This is a genomic window from Tabrizicola sp., assembly GCF_022842145.1.
Lineage (GTDB): Bacteria > Pseudomonadota > Alphaproteobacteria > Rhodobacterales > Rhodobacteraceae > Tabrizicola.
Window position 1 is genome coordinate 45,734 of sequence record NZ_JALHQD010000003.1, and the last position, 17,587, is coordinate 63,320.

At 63.9% G+C, this 17,587-nt stretch carries 20 protein-coding genes and 1 tRNA gene; 6 read left to right on the forward strand and 15 right to left on the reverse strand.

What is annotated here, in order from left to right; all coding sequences use genetic code 11:
* Positions 1-38: 38 nt before the first annotated feature.
* From Q0C42_RS08385 to Q0C42_RS08395, 3 genes are all read left to right on the forward strand, one after another.
* Entirely contained in the window at positions 39-281 is a 243-nt protein-coding gene (locus Q0C42_RS08385; RefSeq protein WP_295074382.1) for a hypothetical protein, read from the forward strand.
* Positions 282-560: 279 nt separating this feature from the next.
* Positions 561-746: a hypothetical protein gene (locus Q0C42_RS08390; RefSeq protein ID WP_295074383.1), complete on the forward strand. Its 186-nt coding sequence runs from the start codon at positions 561-563 to the stop codon at positions 744-746.
* A 291-nt stretch (positions 747-1,037) separates the two neighbouring features.
* Positions 1,038-1,247, forward strand: a complete 210-nt coding sequence (locus tag Q0C42_RS08395) for a hypothetical protein (RefSeq protein ID WP_295074384.1) — start codon at positions 1,038-1,040, stop codon at positions 1,245-1,247.
* A 65-nt stretch (positions 1,248-1,312) separates the two neighbouring features.
* Here the strand turns inward: Q0C42_RS08395 and Q0C42_RS08400 are convergent, their stop codons facing one another.
* The 6 genes from Q0C42_RS08400 to Q0C42_RS08425 form a co-directional block, all read right to left on the reverse strand.
* Entirely contained in the window at positions 1,313-2,197 is an 885-nt protein-coding gene (locus Q0C42_RS08400) for an MBL fold metallo-hydrolase (RefSeq protein ID WP_295074385.1), read from the reverse strand.
* Positions 2,198-2,212: 15 nt separating this feature from the next.
* Entirely contained in the window at positions 2,213-2,644 is a 432-nt protein-coding gene (locus tag Q0C42_RS08405; protein WP_295074386.1) for a DUF6691 family protein, read from the reverse strand.
* Positions 2,644-3,078 carry a YeeE/YedE family protein gene (locus Q0C42_RS08410; RefSeq protein WP_295074387.1) on the reverse strand — a complete coding sequence of 145 codons (435 nt, stop codon included), beginning with the start codon at positions 3,076-3,078 and terminating at the stop codon, positions 2,644-2,646. The genes Q0C42_RS08405 and Q0C42_RS08410 overlap by 1 nt, the downstream gene beginning before the upstream one ends.
* Before the next feature lie 7 nt (positions 3,079-3,085).
* The gene (locus Q0C42_RS08415; RefSeq protein WP_295074388.1) at positions 3,086-3,289 is read right to left on the reverse strand and encodes a DUF2892 domain-containing protein; all 204 of its coding nucleotides are present in this window, start codon (positions 3,287-3,289) and stop codon (positions 3,086-3,088) included.
* Between the two features lie 62 nt (positions 3,290-3,351).
* Complete coding sequence (locus Q0C42_RS08420; RefSeq protein WP_295074389.1) at positions 3,352-4,008, reverse strand: Crp/Fnr family transcriptional regulator; 657 nt, start codon at positions 4,006-4,008, stop codon at positions 3,352-3,354.
* Complete coding sequence (locus Q0C42_RS08425) at positions 4,009-6,441, reverse strand: FAD-dependent oxidoreductase (RefSeq protein ID WP_295074390.1); 2,433 nt, start codon at positions 6,439-6,441, stop codon at positions 4,009-4,011.
* Between the two features lie 168 nt (positions 6,442-6,609).
* On the opposite strand from Q0C42_RS08425, the gene Q0C42_RS08430 reads away from it, so the two are divergent.
* The 3 genes from Q0C42_RS08430 to Q0C42_RS08440 all read left to right on the forward strand — a co-directional run bounded on the left by Q0C42_RS08430 (position 6,610) and on the right by Q0C42_RS08440 (position 7,733).
* A tRNA-Ser gene (locus Q0C42_RS08430) sits at positions 6,610-6,699 on the forward strand.
* A 256-nt stretch (positions 6,700-6,955) separates the two neighbouring features.
* Entirely contained in the window at positions 6,956-7,294 is a 339-nt protein-coding gene (locus Q0C42_RS08435) for an STAS domain-containing protein (RefSeq protein ID WP_295074391.1), read from the forward strand.
* Positions 7,295-7,307: 13 nt separating this feature from the next.
* Positions 7,308-7,733: an ATP-binding protein gene (locus Q0C42_RS08440; protein WP_295074392.1), complete on the forward strand. Its 426-nt coding sequence runs from the start codon at positions 7,308-7,310 to the stop codon at positions 7,731-7,733.
* Here Q0C42_RS08440 and Q0C42_RS08445 read toward each other — a convergent pair.
* The 9 genes from Q0C42_RS08445 to Q0C42_RS08485 form a co-directional block, all read right to left on the reverse strand.
* Positions 7,730-8,122, reverse strand: a complete 393-nt coding sequence (locus Q0C42_RS08445; RefSeq protein WP_295074393.1) for a hypothetical protein — start codon at positions 8,120-8,122, stop codon at positions 7,730-7,732. The genes Q0C42_RS08440 and Q0C42_RS08445 overlap by 4 nt on opposite strands.
* Entirely contained in the window at positions 8,109-9,947 is a 1,839-nt protein-coding gene (locus Q0C42_RS08450; RefSeq protein WP_295074394.1) for a glycosyltransferase, read from the reverse strand. Before Q0C42_RS08450 ends, Q0C42_RS08445 begins: the two co-directional genes overlap by 14 nt.
* A 442-nt stretch (positions 9,948-10,389) precedes the next feature.
* Complete coding sequence (locus Q0C42_RS08455) at positions 10,390-11,706, reverse strand: acetamidase/formamidase family protein (protein WP_295074395.1); 1,317 nt, start codon at positions 11,704-11,706, stop codon at positions 10,390-10,392.
* A gap of 129 nt (positions 11,707-11,835) precedes the next feature.
* The gene (locus Q0C42_RS08460) at positions 11,836-12,825 is read right to left on the reverse strand and encodes an acetamidase/formamidase family protein (RefSeq protein WP_295074396.1); all 990 of its coding nucleotides are present in this window, start codon (positions 12,823-12,825) and stop codon (positions 11,836-11,838) included.
* Positions 12,826-12,853: 28 nt separating this feature from the next.
* Positions 12,854-13,558, reverse strand: coding sequence for an ABC transporter ATP-binding protein (locus Q0C42_RS08465; RefSeq protein ID WP_295074397.1), 705 nt, complete (start codon positions 13,556-13,558; stop codon positions 12,854-12,856).
* Positions 13,551-14,264 carry an ABC transporter ATP-binding protein gene (locus Q0C42_RS08470; protein ID WP_295074398.1) on the reverse strand — a complete coding sequence of 238 codons (714 nt, stop codon included), beginning with the start codon at positions 14,262-14,264 and terminating at the stop codon, positions 13,551-13,553. The genes Q0C42_RS08465 and Q0C42_RS08470 overlap by 8 nt, the downstream gene beginning before the upstream one ends.
* Positions 14,261-15,394, reverse strand: coding sequence for an ABC transporter permease (locus tag Q0C42_RS08475; protein WP_295074399.1), 1,134 nt, complete (start codon positions 15,392-15,394; stop codon positions 14,261-14,263). Before Q0C42_RS08475 ends, Q0C42_RS08470 begins: the two co-directional genes overlap by 4 nt.
* The gene (locus Q0C42_RS08480) at positions 15,391-16,257 is read right to left on the reverse strand and encodes a branched-chain amino acid ABC transporter permease (RefSeq protein WP_295074400.1); all 867 of its coding nucleotides are present in this window, start codon (positions 16,255-16,257) and stop codon (positions 15,391-15,393) included. Before Q0C42_RS08480 ends, Q0C42_RS08475 begins: the two co-directional genes overlap by 4 nt.
* Positions 16,258-16,344: 87 nt before the next feature.
* Complete coding sequence (locus tag Q0C42_RS08485) at positions 16,345-17,583, reverse strand: urea ABC transporter substrate-binding protein (RefSeq protein WP_295074401.1); 1,239 nt, start codon at positions 17,581-17,583, stop codon at positions 16,345-16,347.
* Between the last annotated feature and the right edge of the window lie 4 nt (positions 17,584-17,587).

The following is a 17,587-nucleotide window of genomic DNA, read 5'->3' on the forward strand; positions in this document are numbered from 1 at the left end:
GGCACCTCCGTCGCGTGCCTGCGGATCAGGAGAATGCCATGTTGAATTCAATCAAGGCGGTGCTGGTGGCTGTCACTGCCCTGTCCGCGTCGACGGCCTATGCCGGCGGCCCGGTCATCATCGACGAGGAAGGCAACGACGAGCTGATCGTCGATAACCCGGGCAGCCGGATCGGCATTCTGCCGGTGCTTGGTGCGCTGGTCCTGGTGTGCCTGATCGCCTGCGGCGGTGGGGACGACGATCCGGCGACGGAGGGAGAGACTGGTCCCAAGGTGCCTTGACACGCCAGCGCTTCAGACCTGAGGGCCGCTATGACAAGGGTAGACGGGACGGCAGGTAATTGTCGTCCCGTCCACGTTGACACGCCAGTGGTGTGTCCCAACCGGAAAGCTCTTTGATCTGCGACGACCCGGCTTTGAGGCAGTCTGTTGCAATAAAGCCAAAGCTGCCGACTCATTCGTCACATTTTCACACGAATCCGTTGTGTCCACATCGGCTCTTGTCTTAGCGTCCGCATGTGAGTTCCCCCGGGATTGCCCGGTAAATTGAAAGGAAATGCCATGAAAAAGTTTCTTGCCCCGATGCTGGCGGCTACGATGATCTCCTCCGCTGCCTTCGCTGGTGGCCCGGTCGTCGTTGAAGAAGAGCCTGTCGTCGAAGCATCCTCGCCCCGTTCGGGCTGGATCGTTCCGGTTGTGGTCGGCCTGGTGCTGATCTGCGCCGTGGCTTGCGGCAACGACGACTGATCTTTCGACACCGCTACGTGTCGATTAACGGCAGCGCTTTGCGCTGCCGTTTCCACTTGGGCTGTCGGTTGGCGGCTCCAGCTTCTCGGCAGTGACTAGAAGGCCATCTGTGCGGGCCGGGCTCGTTCCGGGTTGAAGCGGTTTTCGTCACGTTGCAGACCTATGGTGCAACTTTGGCACAAGCATCAGGTGCAGGCTAAGCCGAACGCGTCCGTTTTCCATTTCATATTCATTTTGTGTTATATGGGCAGCAGGCCGGTTCAGCCGGCCAGACATACAAGGAAAAAGCCCATGACCAAGATTGCAGCAAGCATCCTTGCCCTGACCCTTGCCTTCACCCCCGTCGCCTATGCGGGCGGACCGGTTGTCGTTGAAGAAGAGGGAATGCCAGAAGTCGTTGCCGACAGCCCGCGTTCGGGCTGGATCGTGCCCGTGATCGTCGGTCTGGTGCTTGTCTGCGCCATCGCCTGCGGTGACGACGACGAAACTGCGCTGCAGTAAATCTGCTACGGTGCCCTTCGGCACGGCCCCCGCATCGCTTCCGGATGCGGGGGCCTTTTTCCATTTTACAGACCGTTGATCGGGACCTTCAGATAGCGCTTGCCGTCTTCATCGGGTGGCGGCAGGTCGCCGCCGCGCATGTTGACCTGCAGGGACGGTATGATCAGCTTCGGCATCGCGAGGGTCTTGTCCCGCGCGGTGCGCATTTCGACGAACTCCGCGCGCGTGCGGTCCCCGCCGACGTGGATGTTATGCGCGCGCTCTTCCCCCACGGTGGTTTCCCACCGGATGTCGCGGCCATTGGGGCCGTAGTCGTGGCACATGAAAAGCCGCATCTCGTCGGGCAATGACAGCACCTTCTGGATGCTGTCGTAAAGCTGACCGGCATCGCCGCCCGGGAAGTCCGCACGGGCCGAGCCGCCATCGGGCATGAAGAGCGTGTCGCCGACGAAGGCCGCGTCGCCCATGACATGCGTCATGCAGGCGGGGGTGTGGCCGGGCGTGTGCACGGCAAGGCAGGTCATCCCACCGATCCGGTAGCTGTCGCCGTCGTCAAACAGGCGGTCGAACTGGCTGCCGTCGCGCTGGAACTCGGTCCCCTCGTTGAAGACCTTGCCGAAGGTGTCCTGCACCACGGTGATGTTGCGGCCGATGCCGATCTTGCCGCCAAGCTGGCGCTGGATGTAAGGCGCGGCCGAAAGGTGGTCGGCGTGGACATGCGTCTCGATCAGCCATTCAAGCGTCAGGCCCGATTCCCGCACATGGGCGATCAGCTCGTCGGCGTGGTCGTAGGTGATGCGCCCGGCGGCATAGTCGATGTCCATGACTGAGTCGACGATGGCGCAGGCGGTCGAGTGCGGGTCCTTCACCACGTAGCTGATGGTGTTGGTGGCGGGATCGAAGAAACCTTTCACTTCGGGCTTTACGGACAGATCAACCTTGATGGTCATGCGAACCTCCGTTTGTCAGGCTGGCTTGCGCGCAGGAAAGCGGCCTTGCAGCACGCGAGCCACAAGAAGGCCGCCGATCAGGGCGGCCAGGAACAGGAACACGGTCGGATCTCCGGTGCCAAGCGCCGGAAGCGCGCCACCCGGGCAGAAGCCCGCGATCCCCCAGCCCACCCCGAAGGTGGCGGAGCCGAGGACGAGGCGGCGGTCGATTATGCGGGTGTCGGGCAACTGGAAACCCGGTGCCATCGCCGGGGCAGGGCGGCGGAAGACCAGCCGGTAGCCGGGGATCGCGACGCCAAGTGCGCCCGCCATGACGAAGGCCAGGCTTGGGTCCCAGGTGCCGGCGATGTCGAAGAAGTTCAGCACCTTGGCCGGGTTGATCATGCCGGAAATCGTGATTCCGAGACCGAAGACCAGGCCGATGGCGAAGGCGGACAGCAAGCGCATCACCAGCCCCCCAGCACATGTCGGATGACGAATACGGTGGCGATGGCGGTGGCCATGAACGAGGCCGTGGCCACCAGCGACCGGCGCGAGAAACGCGCGATGCCGCAGACCCCGTGGCCGGAGGTGCAACCGCCGCCGTAGCTGACGCCGACGCCGACGATCATCCCACCCAGGACGACGCCCCAGTTCGGGACCGGCAGATCGATCACCGGCAGCTCGCCCACAAGCACAAGCCAGACGAGCGGTCCGGCGGCCATTCCGGCGATGATCGCGGCCCGCAGCGACCAGTCGGTCGGATCATCGAACCGCAACAGACCGCCCAGGATGCCGGTAGCACCCAGGATCCGGCCATGTAACGCCATCAGAAGAACGGCTGCGAGGCCGATCAGGGCGCCTCCCCCCAGTGAAGCCCAGGGGGTAAAAGCTGTTTCCATGTAACCCTCAGATCCTGCAGGTGTTGATCCCCACCAGCCGGTAGAGCGGGCAGAAACCCACCGCGGCGGTGCCCAGCATGATGACACCAACTGCGGCCGCTGCCCAGACCATCCAGCCCGAGAACCAACCCAGAGCGAACGCTCCAGCCAGCGCAAGGATCCCGATCAGCGCGCGCAATGCCCGATCCGCCGTTCCAACATTTCGTCCCATGTCCAACTCTCCTTCTTTTGGATGAGGAGAGTTTCGCACGGCAGGCCAACGCCTGTCGGTGACTAGGTCACAGAGCGCGCCAATTGTTCCAGCCCGGTACGCTGGGCGATGCGGATCTCCCCCCGCGCGGTTTCCACCCAGCCCCGGCGCTGGAATTCGCCCAGGGTCCGGGAGATGACTTCGCGGGCGGTGCCGAGTTCGACCGCGAGGGCCTGGTGCGTGGCGTGGATGACTTCGTTCTGTTCCAGCGCCAGCAGGCGTTCGGCGAGGCGGACGTCGATGCGCTGGAAGACGATGTCATCGATCAGCGCGAAGAGATCGGCGATGCGGCGGGAATAGGCGCGGAAGACGAAGGTGCGGAACTGGACGGAACGGCCGGTCAGGTCGTCGAAGGCGGGGCGGGGGATGGCGACGGCCTCGACATCGGTCTCGGCGATGCCTTCGGCGGCATAGTCCTCGTCCGCCAGCATGCAGGCGGTGGTCAGGATGCAGCTTTCTCCGGCATGGACGCGGTAGAGAAACACTTCGCGCCCGGTGTCCGAGACCTGCTGGACGCGCACGCTTCCGGCCAGAAGCAGCAGCATGTTCTGCGCGTGCTGGCCGACTTCGAATACCCGGGTTCCGGCGGGCAGATGGACGACCCGGCTGCGCGTCTGCAGATCCGAGGCGATGTCGGCGGGCAGGGTGCGGAGTTCGGCGAAGCGCTGGGTCCAGGACATCTAGGCGCGAATCCGGGCCCCGGTCGGGTCGTAGATCGGGTCCAGCGTGACCTCGGCCGGGGTCTCTTCCCCCGCGATGACCAAAGCGTAGCGGCCCTGGTTCACCCAGTCGTGGGTGACACCCTGGTCGTTCCTGACGTAGCCGTAGCCGATGCTTTTCCCGATGCTGTAGCCGTAGCCGCCAGAGGTCAGGTAGCCCACGGGTTGGCCGTCGCGCAGAATGGTCTCGCGGCCGACCAGGACAGCCGTCGGGTCGGCGACGGTGAAGCCGGCGAAAAGCTTTGGCAGCGGCTGTGCCTGCCGCGCGATCAGCGCCTCGCGCCCGAGGAAGGGGAGGCCGGATTTCAGCTTGACCGCCCAGCCAAGGCCCGCCTCGAAGGGCGTGTCGTTCGGCGTGATGTCCGAGGACCAGGCGCGGTAGCCCTTTTCCAGCCGCAGGGATTCCAGCGCGCGGTAACCCACGGGTTTCAGCTGTGGATCGGCAGCCATCAGGGCGTCGTAGACGGTGCCGAGGGCGGCAATCGGGACGTGCAGCTCCCAGCCCAGTTCACCGACGTAGGTGACGCGGAGGGCGCGGACCGGGGTGCCTGCGATGGTGATCTCTCGGACCGACCCGAAGGGCAGGGCGGTGTCCGAGACGTCCGCCGAGGTAACCTGCGACAGGATGTCGCGTGCCCTGGGGCCCATCAGCGACAGCGTGCCCCAGTCTTCGGTGACGTCCTTGAACGTGGTGCCCTGGGCGGGCAGGTGGTCGGAGATCCAGCCGAAGTCATGGGTCCGAAAGCCGGTGCCGGTCACGATGTAGAAGTGGTTGTCGCTCAGCCTTGCGACGGTCAGGTCGCATTCGATCCCGCCGCGCGAGTTCAGAAGCTGGGTGTAGGTCAGCCGCCCCACGTCCCGCGCGACCCGGTTGGCGCAGATCGCCTCCAGCGCCTCGGCCGCCTTGGGGCCGGACAGTTCGTATTTGGCAAAAGAGGATTGGTCGAAGACCCCGGCGTGGGCGCGGACGTGCAGGTGTTCCTGCCCCACCGCGTCGAACCAGTTCTGGCGGCCCATCGAGTAGACATCCTTCGGCTCCACCCCCGGCGGGGCGAACCAGTTCGGGCGCTCCCACCCCAGTTTCGAGCCGAAGACCGCCCCAGCGGTCTTGAGACGGTCGTACAGCGGCGAGACGATGCGCGGGCGGCCCGAGGTGTATTCCTCATGCGGGAAGGCGACGGTGTAGTGCTTGCCGTAAGCCTCCAGCGTGCGTTCGGCGACCCAGGTGCGGTCGCGGTGGAGGCTGGAGAAGCGCCGGATGTCGACCGCCCAGAGATCCAGGGGGGCTTCGCCCTTCATCACCCATTCGGCCAAAACCCATCCCGCGCCGCCCCCGCTGGCAATGCCAAAGGCGTTGAAGCCCGCCCCCACATACATGTTCGCGCATTCCGGCGCCGGGCCGAGGATGAAGTTGCCGTCCGGCGTGAAGCTTTCCGCGCCGTTGATCATCTGTTTGACGCCGACCTCGGCCAGCGCGGGAATGCGGGCGATGGCCTGTTCCAGATGCTGGCCGAAATGATCGTAATCGTCGTCAAACAGCCGGAACTCCCAGTTCTCGGGGATGTCGCCGGTGACCCAGCCCTGCGGGTTCGGCTCGTAGCCGCCCATGACCAGACCGCCGACCTCTTCCTTGAAGTAGGTGCGGCGATCGGGATCGCGCAGGGTCGCTGCATCGAGGGAAAGGCCGGGGATCTTCTCGGTCACGATGTACTGGTGCTTCACGGGGTGCAGCGGCACCGCCACCCCGGCCATCGCACCGATCTGCCGGGCCCACATGCCACCGCAATTCACGACCGTCTCGCAGGCGATGTCGCCTTCGGTGGTCTCGACATGGGTGATCCTGTCGCCGGCGATCTTGAAGCCGGTGACCCGGACGCCTTCGACGATCTTTGCCCCATGCATCCGCGCGCCTTTGGCGAGGCTCTGCGTGATATCCGACGGGCTTGCCTGCCCGTCCGTGGGCAACCAGGAAGCACCGATCAGGTCCGAGGTGTCCATCAGTGGCCACATCCGCTTGACCTCGTCCGGGCCGATCAGATCCATCTCCATGCCGAAGCTTTTCGCCGTCGTGGCCAGGCGCCTGAATTCCGTCCAGCGGTCGGGCGTGGTGGCAAGACGCAGGCAGCCGGTCATTTTCCAGCCGGTATCAAGGCCCGTCTCGGCGGCCAGGCCCTTGTAGAGGTCGACCGAATACTTGAGCACCTTGGTGATCGAGGCCGAGGAGCGGAGTTGCCCGACAAGGCCTGCCGCATGCCAGGTCGACCCCGAGGTCACCTTTCCCTGCTCCAGCAGGATCACGTCGGCCTTGTGGTCGCGCGCAAGGTGGTAGGCGGTCGAGCAGCCGATGATCCCGCCGCCGATGACAACGATCTGGGCTTGTGCAGGAAGTGTCATTTCCGGGCATCCCTGTTGGCTTCAGCCGGTCCGAAAGCTTGCCGCGGCCCCGGCTTTCCGCGACAGGTTAGTGCGTGCCGGGGCGGAACAGAAGCCTTCTCTGCGGTCTGGCGCCTGTCACACCTTTCCACTTGCCCCCAACCTTTGCTGCCATTAAATCAGGGTCACGGAGGCGTGGCTGAGAGGCCGAAAGCACTCGGTTGCTAACTGAGCGTACGGGGAACCGTACCGTGGGTTCGAATCCCACCGCCTCCGCCACTTTCCTGGTGAAACCGTTTACGTCCAGCTGCGGCCGAGACTACTGCAGCGTCGGAACAACTTGAACAGGGCTGTATCGGTGAGGTCGCGACGCCCTCATCTGTCCTTATTCGTCGCAACTATTCCCCCGATTTTGACTAAAATGGTCAGGGACCAAACACGCTTTCGCCACGTTCTCCGGCGAATGACTAACCAGAGGTTAAGAAGCTGACCCTCTGCGATACATTAACGATTGGCATGTCAGGACGACAGAACTATGCACCCAGAGGAAGAAATCAACGGCGACCCCGCGATCCTACGGATCCAGGCACCCAGGCTCGATGCCAGCAAGGCGTCGGCGCTTCGCGAGGTTCTGGTCGATCTCATCGAGGGTGGTCAGCAGTCGATCGTCCTTGACCTTGAAATGGTTGAATTCATGGACAGCGCGGCGCTAAGTGCACTGATCACCGCGGTCAAGAAACTGGGTCCTTTGGGGACGATTTCGATAGCCTCTGCGCGCTTTCCTGTGGCACGCTTGTTCTCTATAACGAAGATGGATCGGGTATTTCCGATCACGGCAACGGTCGATGAGGCGGTCCAGCGCCTGGCCGCATGAATTGAGTGATTGAATGGCGGAAACGCGCTTCCGGGCTGTCAGTCGTGACCTGGAGGCGATCGGACCGGCCGCCGATGCCCTTCGCCATACCCTGCTTGACGTTCTCGACGAGGAAGGCCTGGCCTGTGTCGAACTGGCCGTCGTGGAGGCGCTGACAAATGCCGTCCGGTTCGGCACCTCGTCAACCGGGAAGCCGATTGACCTTTATCTGGAGATCGATGACCGAGATGTCGTCATCGAGATCGGGGACGAGACACAGCCCGATCCCGGCTTGTTCCACGGCGCAGGGCCCGACCGGCTGGATTTCGACCCCTCCGACCGGCAGAGCATCGCCGAAAGCGGACGCGGGTTGTCGCTGATGGTCGTCTCGATGGATGAGGTCTCGTTGCGCAGGGTGGGGGATCACCTGCGCCTTCGGATGGTGCGCCACCGCCCCTAGTTGGCGAAGGCCAGTGCGGCCGCAACGATGCCGGGCCGCCAGATGGGGCCAGCATTGCCCGCAAGCTCCCAGAGTTGGTCGGCGCGCCTGCGCCCCTCGTCGATGTCCAGCACTCCGGCCTCCACGGCATTGGACAGCGCCACCAGAAGCGAAGCGGCCGCCGCAGCATCTGCGGGAGAGGCCGCCAGCCGCGCCTCGGCTTGCCCAAGCGCCTCCGTCGCCTCGGCGGCGAGGCGCGCGTCCGTGGCAGCCACTCTGGCCCTTTGGACTGCCTCCTGCTCTCCTATGCTCAACCGCTCCAGATGGATGATCGCCACCGTCGACAAGGCCAGGGCCGCAATCCAGGCAATCTGGCTGCGCGCGCCGATCAGGGCTTCACTGAACTTCATGCTGGAACCGTTCCATGATGGGAAGGTCGAACTCCGGGTCTGGCTTCCAGACGGCGGCGAAAATGATGGGCATCAGCGACAGGATGTTGTTTACACCCCAAAGCGTGTTGGCGACCAGCCCGCCGATGGAATAGGTGCCCCCGCCCCCCAGATGCAGCGTCCAGGCCCAGATCAGCCCGGCGATCGACAACCCGACCACCAAGAGCTGCCATTTGACCAGCGACAGGAACCGACCTTCGCTGCGCTGCTTCGGGGTGACGGGGAAGGAAATCTTGCGCTTTCGTACCACCGCCCAGAGCGCCTGGATGTTCAGCGGGAACATCGCCAGATACCAGCGCCGCCCCGACATGGTCTTCGCCCCCCAGAAGCCCGCAAGCTGTGCCAGCTCGTTCAAGAGCAGGAAGGGAACGATGTGAAGAAGGAAGTCGATGGAATAGGTGGCGACCGGCACGAGGCCGGTGAACAGGAAGATCACCGGCCACAGCAGGAACACCACGTTCCACAGCGGCGAGAGATACGAATAGAAAGTCACCCCGTACATTATGCGCTGCGGCAGGGTCATGCCTTTCGCAAACAGCGGATTGTCGGTGCGCAGGATGTCCAGTGTCCCCCCGGCATACTTGAAGCGCTGGATCGTCCAGCTCAGCAGGTCGTTGGGCGAAACCATGCGCGAGACCACCACCGGGTGCTGAACCGATTTCCAGCCGCGCTCGCGGTCTTTGTGCAGCCGGATCGAAGTGTAGATGTCTTCGGAAACGTGCAGCATGAACGGGGTGAAATCCACCTCCTGAGCGGCGCTGACACGCGTGACCGTGGCCAGCCGCCTGTCGACCTCGGCTTCGCCGGTCAGCTGCCGGATTTCGTCCAGCTGCCGCTGGAACGAAACGTCGACATCCGTGGCCCAGGTGCGGAGCGCGACTTCCATGACGGCCTCTCGCCGGTGGACGGACCCGGCCCCGCAGCAAAAGGCTGCGTTCGCCCAGTTCCGGCGGCGCAGGATGAAGTCGTAGAAGAGTTGGGGGTCGTTGCCGAACGGGTCCTCGCCCAGGCGGACCGGCCCGATCAACGCCTCGGCGGCACGGCCGACGCCGCCCCCCACACGGCCGAAGCGGCGTGCCAGCATAACGGGCAAAGGCACGCCCGGGGGCACATCCCAGAACCATTGCGGGGTCTGCACCCAAGCCATGCGCGGGTCGCGGAAATAGCCAAGCGTCTCAGTCAGAAGGTGCGGCAGCGGGATCGTGTCGGCGTCACAGATCACGATCAGGTCGCCCGAGGTATGGTTCATCGCATTACGCAGGTTCCCGGCCTTGTAGCCGACATTGTCCGTTCGGGTGATGTAGTTCACCCCCTCCTCGCGCGCGACGTCGCCCATCGGCGGGCGGCGGCCGTCATCCAGCACATGGACCCTGACCTCTATCGGATGAGGATAGTCCAGCCGCTTTGCCGCCTGCAGGCCCTTGCGGACGATCTCGGGGTCTTCGTTGTAGGTGGCGAAGAACACGTCGATCACGAGTGGCCGCTCGGGCGTCAACGGGTCGCCGGTGATGTCGCGCAGCGAGTGCGGGGACGGGCCGGGCTGAGGCGACCGATCGGTCCAGATGTTGATCGTGAAAAGGATCAGCCCGATATAGGCCAACGTTTCGGCCACGACGAGCGGGAGCGAGAACCACAGTGCCGCGAAGTTCAGCGATTCCGTCCAGCGCCACCAGAGATACCAGGCGCCGAAGATCAGGCTGCAGGTTGCGAGGAACTGCCATAGCGCGTGGTGCAGCTGGGAATGTCTGCTGATCTGCCAGGGGACCTGGCGTTCAAAACGCGTCACGGATGCCTGGACAACAGGGCCATCACCAGAAGCGTTTTCGAAAAATGTCATTTTGCCAGTATTTCACGGTTCCGTGGAATCTGTCGAGAGCCACGCCGGGCGCAGGCCGCGATCGACAAGTAGCTGTGGTTTTAACTCCCAAGCAGAACGAGAAGCCATCTCGTGGCGGACTAAGAAGGCGCTGGTGTCAAAGGCAACGGGGGAGAAGCTGGGCAGCCCGACCGGGGTCAAGGCCTTGCGAGTGTGGCACTGCGGGTTGCTGTTGCCGTTAATTCCGCGGCTTTTCCGGCGGCGTTGGCGCCAGTGTGCGCAGAGGGCCGGGCTGCCGGGCACTCAGCGGTCCGGGCGATTGCCGCGAAGTTGACGGCGCGAGGATCAGGACGCAGAGGGAAAAGCCTGGGCCCGCAGAATTTGTGCGCGGGCCCGTTGGATCGGCTCTACCTCAAAGACCGTATTGCTCGCGGGCGTAATCGCCCAGACCCACGGCATCGAGTTTGGCCAGCGGTGCCAGGAATGTCACCTGGATAACGCCCGGAGCGCGCCCGATCTCGATTGCACCATTCACTGTGGCGCGGTTGCGTACCTCGGCCACGGTCATGCCCAAGAGCTTGGCCGCGCGTGCCAGCCCGTTTTCGATGGCAAGATTCAGGTTGGCGGCCGTACCGATCACGCTGATCGGAGCCAAGGGTTCGATCGCGGCGACGCCCCATTTAGACGCCAGCCGTTGCCCCTTGGCCTTTTCGGCTGCCGTGAAGGGCCGGGCCATTGGCGGCAGGTCCTCTTCCAGAGGGAACAGGACGGGCCCATCAAGCGGATAGTTTTTCACCACCTCGATCTGCAATGTCACGCTGCCCGCGACATCCATCGTGTGCCCGGCAATCTCGCCGTCGCCCTGGCCGGCGTGCATGTCGCCCATGTAGACACCTGCGCCCCGGACCTTCACCGGGCAGACGAGGATGGCGCCCGCGCGCACGGCGTCGATGTCCATGTGACCGTCGGTCTTGTGCTGGGCCAGTTGCTCGGCGGTGATGGCGTATTCGTGCGGAGCGCCGACGAGGAAGGACCCGAAGTCACCCGCATTATGGCTGTCGGGCATTGCCATCGACGGGCAGGTGCCAAGCTGGCCCATGAAGGGGCGCATCCGCACCAGCGTGCCGGGCATATCCGAGGGCGCGAAGGTCAGGATCGAGTGCTGGCGGCTTTGGTCGGGCAGGGCGGAATAGTGGTTGGCATCGCGGGCAATGGTCTCTGCGGCAGCCTGTGGGAGGGTCAAGCCGACGGAGCGTGTCTCGTCGAAGGTGACAGTGTAGCCGTGCACGATGGCAAAAGGGGTCACCGCATTGCCGCAGGTGTTGCACTTGACGGCTTGCTGGCCGATCCCCTCGACATGGGTTTCCGGCCAGACCGTGTCGCAGACCGGACAGCGACCGGCAACATAGGGGTCGCCGAGGCAAAAGCCTTCGGGCGAGGAATCGTGCCCCGAGGCCGTGGCAATCGAGGTGACCGTGATGTCGCGGATGCGGATGGCAACGCCGTCGCCGACCTCGGCCCCGTCGACGTAGACTGGGCGCGTCACCTCATGCCCGCCACGCAGGGACGGCGTGATCATCGGGCCCCAGCAGCCGGGGGCGGTATTGGCGATGATCGTGCCGCCGTTTTCCACCGGGCCAAGCATCGGCGCATCAGGGTCCAGCACACTGTTGGTGAATTCCGACACCACGATGCTGCGGCGTGACGGTGTGTTGCTGCCATCCGGCATGGTCATCCCCCTGAATTTTATGTTTCTTGGACTGATAGCTAGGGCGGCGTTGGCACCCAGCAAGCCTTGCGCGTGAATGCCGACGCCCCGACGGAATTCATCCGCCGGGGCCGCCGTTTCGCAGGGCGGTTACAGCCCGATGTACTTCTTCGCGATACCGGTCCCGATGGTGTATTTCGGGTCCACCATATTGCCCAGCCGGGCCTTGCCGACCATGGTCAGCAGCATGTAGGCCTCGTCCTGCCCCATTCCGGTTTCCTGGTCGATCCAGCGCACCAACTCGCGGTAGGCGATGCGCGCGGCATCCTCCAGCGGGCGGGCGCTGCCGATGGTCATGATCGTGGTCTCGGTCTCTAGCCGCGGCCAGCCGATGGTGTGGCCCTTGATCAGATCGACCTGCAACTGCACCGTGGCGGGCATTTCCATCGCCACGCCGCACAATTCGCCGTCGCCCTGAATGGCGTGGCAATCACCAAGGTAGAGCAGTGCACCGGCAATGTTCACCGGCAGGTAGATGATCGACCCCGGCCCCACGTCGGGAAGGTCCATATTGCCGCCGTAGTAGTCGGGAACGAGGGAAGAGATCGCCTCGATCTCGGGGCTGGTGCCGATGGTGCCGATGAAGGGCTCGTAGGGCAGGGTGATCTTGTCGGACCAGTAGACCCCGTCTTCGTCCAGGCGCACCTTCTTGACCTTTTCCGGCAAGGGCGCGTTCAGCATCGCGGTCTGACCCGTTGCCACCAGCCCGCCAAACTCCGGCAGAAGGCAGGTCGTGCCCACCGGTTGCGGCCCGCGCGGCTTGATCGAGATGATTCTGACCGCGAGGCAATCACCCTTCTCGGCGCCGCGCACGAAGATCGGGCCGGTCTGCGGGTTCAGGAACGGAAAGTTCAGGATCTCGGACGGTCGGTCGCTTTCCGAAGTGATCTTGCCCTCGAAGGCGTCGTGGGTTTCCACCGTCACCACCGCGCCGGGGTCCACCTCCAGCACGGGTTTGACGTAAGGACCATAGACGTAATGGAACGCCCCCTGATCCTTGATCCCGATGAAGTGGCTCTTGCCGGGTTTCCCCTGCGACACGCCCTTTTTCGTCATTACCGAGGCATCAAACCAGCTCATGCCCAGTCTCCCTTCTGATGCGATGTTCCTACAATGCCAGCCATTTCTTCACCTTCTCACGATCCTTGATGTCCTCCGGACCGACCTCGGCAATGATGCGGCCCTTGTCGATGACAAAGCCGCGCTGGGCGAGGTTGACGATCAGGTCGAGGTTCTGTTCGACGAACAGCACCGTCAGCCCGGTTTCCGCGTTCAACCGCTTGATGTTGCGGGCGATGTCCTTGACGATCGAGGGCTGAATGCCCTCGGACGGTTCATCCAGCAGCATCAGGTCGGGTCCGCCCACCATGGCCCGCCCGATGGCAAGCTGCTGCTGCTGCCCGCCGGACAGAGTTCCTGCGGCCTGGCGTGCGCGCTCTTTCAAGATCGGGAAGAACTCGTAGACCTTGTCGTAATCCGGAGTGCCGCCGCGCCGTGCCGTTTCGCCCACCAGCAGATTTTCCCGCACGGTCAGGCGGGGGAACACGTCGCGCCCTTGCGGGATATAGCCGATGCCCATCCGTGCGCGGGCCTGTGCAGTGACCTTGTTGACCACCTGCCCGGCAAATTCGATCTGACCCGCCCCGACCGGCAACAGCCCGATCAGCGTGCGCATCAGCGTGCTTTTGCCCACCCCGTTGCGACCGATCACGGCGACGATCTCGCCCTTGCCGACGCGCAGGGAAACGCCTTGCAGCACCGGCTCGCCGCCATATCCTGCGCGCAGATCGGTGACCTTCAGCATGTCACTCATCAGACGCCCCCAGATAGATGTCGGCCACGCCGGGGTGCGAGATGATTTCCTGCACCGACCCTTGCGCAAAGATCTCGCCGAAATGCAGCACTGTCACCCGGTCGGCGATCTGCTGCACGAAGGACATGTCATGCTCGACCGCCAGGATGGTCACGCCCTGAGCGTTCAGGGTGCGCAGCATTTCCCCGGTCTGGCGGGTTTCTTCGGGCGACATGCCGGCTGTCGGTTCATCCAGCAAGAGAAGCTGCGGTTCCACCCCGACCGCCATGCCAATCTCCAGCCATTGCTGACGCCCATGCGACAGGGTGCCTGCGGCCTTTTCCTCCAGCCCTTCCAGCCCGGCGAAGGCCAGAACGCGCTGGATTGTCGCCTCCAGATCATGGCCGTGCAGGTGGTGCTGGAACGAAATCACCAGGTTCTGCCGCACGCTCAGATCCTTGAAGATGCCGGGCACCTGGAACTTGACGCTCATCCCCTTGCGGATGCGGGCGAAGGAGGGCAGGCGGGTCACGTCTTCATCCTTGAACAGGATGCTGCCGCTGTCGGGCCGGTGTGCCCCAAGGATCAGCCGGAAAAGCGAGGATTTTCCCGCGCCGTTCGGTCCGATCAGGCAATGGATTTCGCCGGGTTCGATGCCGAAGTCGATGTTGCGCGCGACATGCACACCGCCAAAGCGTTTGTTCAGGCCCTTTGTCTGCAGGATCATGACCGGCCTCCCGCAGATGTCAGCCGCGCGGAGATCCAGCGCATCAGCGACAGCACGATCCCTTCGGGTGCGAACAGCACGGTTAGGACAAGGATCACCCCCATCACCACGATGGCATACTGGCTGCCGTAGATGGTCAGCCATTGGTACAGGAAGATCATCACCAGTGTGCCGATCAGCGTGGCCGTCACATCCTTGCGCCCGCCAAAGGCCACCCAGATCACCGGCAGCGCGGCGGCCGTGATGCTCATGGAACTGGGGGTGATATACTGGCCCCAGGCAGTGTAGAGCACCCCGGATAGGCCGGCCAGGGCGCCACCCAGCACAAAGCCCAGAAGCTGATAGCGGCGCACGTCATAGCCCAGCATCTCGGCCCGTTCGGGGTTTTCGCGGATCGCCACCAGAACGTTGCCAAAGGGCGCGTTCAACAGCATCCGCAGGCCGAGATAGACCACCAGCATCAGGCCCAGAAGCACGTAATAAAGCGCGATGTCGGCATAAAGCAGCACGTCGCCCCCCGGCCAGGGGATGGTCAGCGGCGGCATGCCGGACATGCCGTTGAACCCGTTCAGGCGCGCGGCGCCGATCGCCCATTCCGGCCCCGCCGTCTGCGCCATGAACGCCTGGAACACCAGTGTGACCGACAGGGTGACGATGCCGATGAACACCCCCTGCACCCGGCCGTAGAACATGAAGTAGCCCAGCACCACTGCCAGAAGTGCGGCAAGGCCGACAGACAGGAGCAGCGCAAGCAGGGTAAACCCGTAGGCCGCGCCAAAGTTCAGCGTCAGGACGCCATACCCATAGCCCGCCAGCCCGAAGAACGCGGTCTGACCAAAGGACAGCGACCCGGCATAGCCCCAGATCACCCCCAGCCCCATGGCCATAAAGGTCCAGACGAGGAAGTACGCGGTATTGCCGACCGTCCAGCCATCGACGAACAGCGGGTAGATCACCGCCGCCAGCACGGCCAGCGCCAAGGTCAGCCAGAACCCCTTTCCGCGCCCCATGGTCTGCGGGCCTTCCAGCCGCGACAGCCACAGCGCCAGCGTGTTGCGCTGTTGTTTCGGTGTCGCGTCAATCAGCGACGGTCCGCGGCTTACGTCCGGATGTGCCTCGCGTCCAGTCATTTGCGGCCTCCGAGTATCCAGCCCGACAATCCGCCCGGCAGCAACCGTATGACGATGATGACTGTGATCAGAAGGCCGATCTGGCCGAAGAGCTGGCCCTGCCATGCGGTCATGCCCGACCGGATCACGGCCAGGATGGCTGCCGCCGGAGCCGCTCCGAGGAAGATGTCGCCGCCGCCGATAACCACGGTGACAAAGCTTTCGACCATGAAGGTCGCGCCCATGGTCGGAACCAGGGTCATCGTCGGCGCATAAAGCCCGCCCGCCAATCCGGCCAGTGCCGCCCCAAGCCCGAAGGTCAGCGTGTAGACCTTGCCCGTGTCCACCCCGGTCGCCTGCGCCATGCGCGGCAGCTGGATCGTGGCCCGCGCAATCACCCCGGCGCGGGTGTGGTAGAACAGCAGATAGAGCCCCACCAGCAGCAGCACCGCGATGCCCATCAGCACCACGCGGTAGGTCGAATAAGAGAACCCGCCGACAGTGAAGCTGCCCAGCGGCGTGCCGACGCCTTGCATCGTGGACCCCAGCACGATCAGGACACCTTGCGTCGCGATCATGCTGAGCCCCCAGGTGGCGACGATGGAATCCAGCGGTCGGTGATAGAGGTGCCGGATGATCGTCCGCTCCAGCACCATCCCGATCACGCCCGCCACCAGCGATCCGCCCAGAATCGCCAGGGGCAATGGGAGGCCCATCTGGGCAAGGCTCACCGTCGTGTAGGCCCCGCACATGATGAACTCACCATGCGCCAGATTGATGACCCCCATCATCCCGAAGATGATGGCCAGCCCCATCGACGCGATCACCAGAAAGGCAAAGGCGTCGCCGAACTGGAAAAGGAACGAGAACATCGTCGATAGCACCGCTGTCTCCTTGTCGAAGTCCGCAGCATCAACGCCGCGCTTGAAGGGAAGGAACCGGGGGCGCTGCCGCCCCCGGAAGGTCCGTGCTTACTCCTGCGGCGGAGGGCTGGACGGCGTGTATTGCGCGCTTGGGTCGTTCTTGGTCAGGTCGCAGCCAGCTTCACCCAGCCAGTAGGGCGCGATGTTTTCCCAGACGGTGGGAAAGCTGATGCTGTGATCGGCTTCGACCTTGGCCAGGAAGATGGTGTGCGACATGTGCTGGCTTTTGGGGTCCAGGCAGACCTTGCCCGACGGCCCGTCAAAGCAGACATCCCCCTTGGCGATTTCGGCGCGCAGGGCCGCATGGTCGGTCGACCCGGCGCGTTCCACCATCAGCTTGTAGAGGTTCATCGCGATGTAGGAGTTCGCGGCTTCCTGGTTGATGTAGGGTTCATCCGGAAAGCGGGCGCGGAACTTTTCGACAAAGGCTTTGGCAGCCGGCGTGTCGACTTCCTCGATGAAGTTGGTGGTGACGTACATGTCCTTCAGGCTGGGGGGCGTAAAGCGCTTGTGCTCATACCCTTGGCCCACGTTGACCGACGAGGCCATCGGCAGGTTCACGTTGGCTGCCGCCGCCTGTTCGTAATAGGACGCCTGCGCCGCGCCGACCAGAAGGGTCACCACGAAGCCTGGCTTGGCGGCCTGGATGTTCTGGATCGACTGGCCGAACTGCGACACGCCCAGCGGGATGAACTCTTCGCCCACCATGGTGCCGCCGTTCTCTTCGACGATCTGGCGCACCCATTCGGCCGAGATCTGGCCGAAATTGTAGTCGGCCGCCAGCGTGTAGACGTTCTTGCCGTACTTCTCCATCATCCAAGGGATCAGGGTCGAGAACTGCTGTTCCGGCACCGCGCCCGTGACGATCATGTTGGCGTCGCAGACACCGCCTTCGTACTGGTTGTTGTAGAAGGCCAGACCATCGAACTGGTTGACGATGGGGCGGTAAGCTTCGCGCGAGGCGGACGAGAACCCAGCGAAGACCACATCCACCTGGTCGCTTTGCAACACGCGGCGCATGAACTCCTGATAGCGGGTGTTGTCGGACTGGGTGTCATAGACCACCAGCTCGATCGGACGGCCACCGATGCCCCCGGCCGCGTTGATCTCCTCGGCGGCAAGGGTGATCGCGTTCACCTTGACCATCGTCGCCGCTGCAAAATCCCCCGATTGATCCTCAAGGACGCCGATCTTGATGGCGTCTTGCGCCATGCCGACCGACGCCGTCAGGGCGGCAGTGGCCACCCCAAGGCGCATGGCCTTTACGAACTGACTTCCACTGGGCATAGTA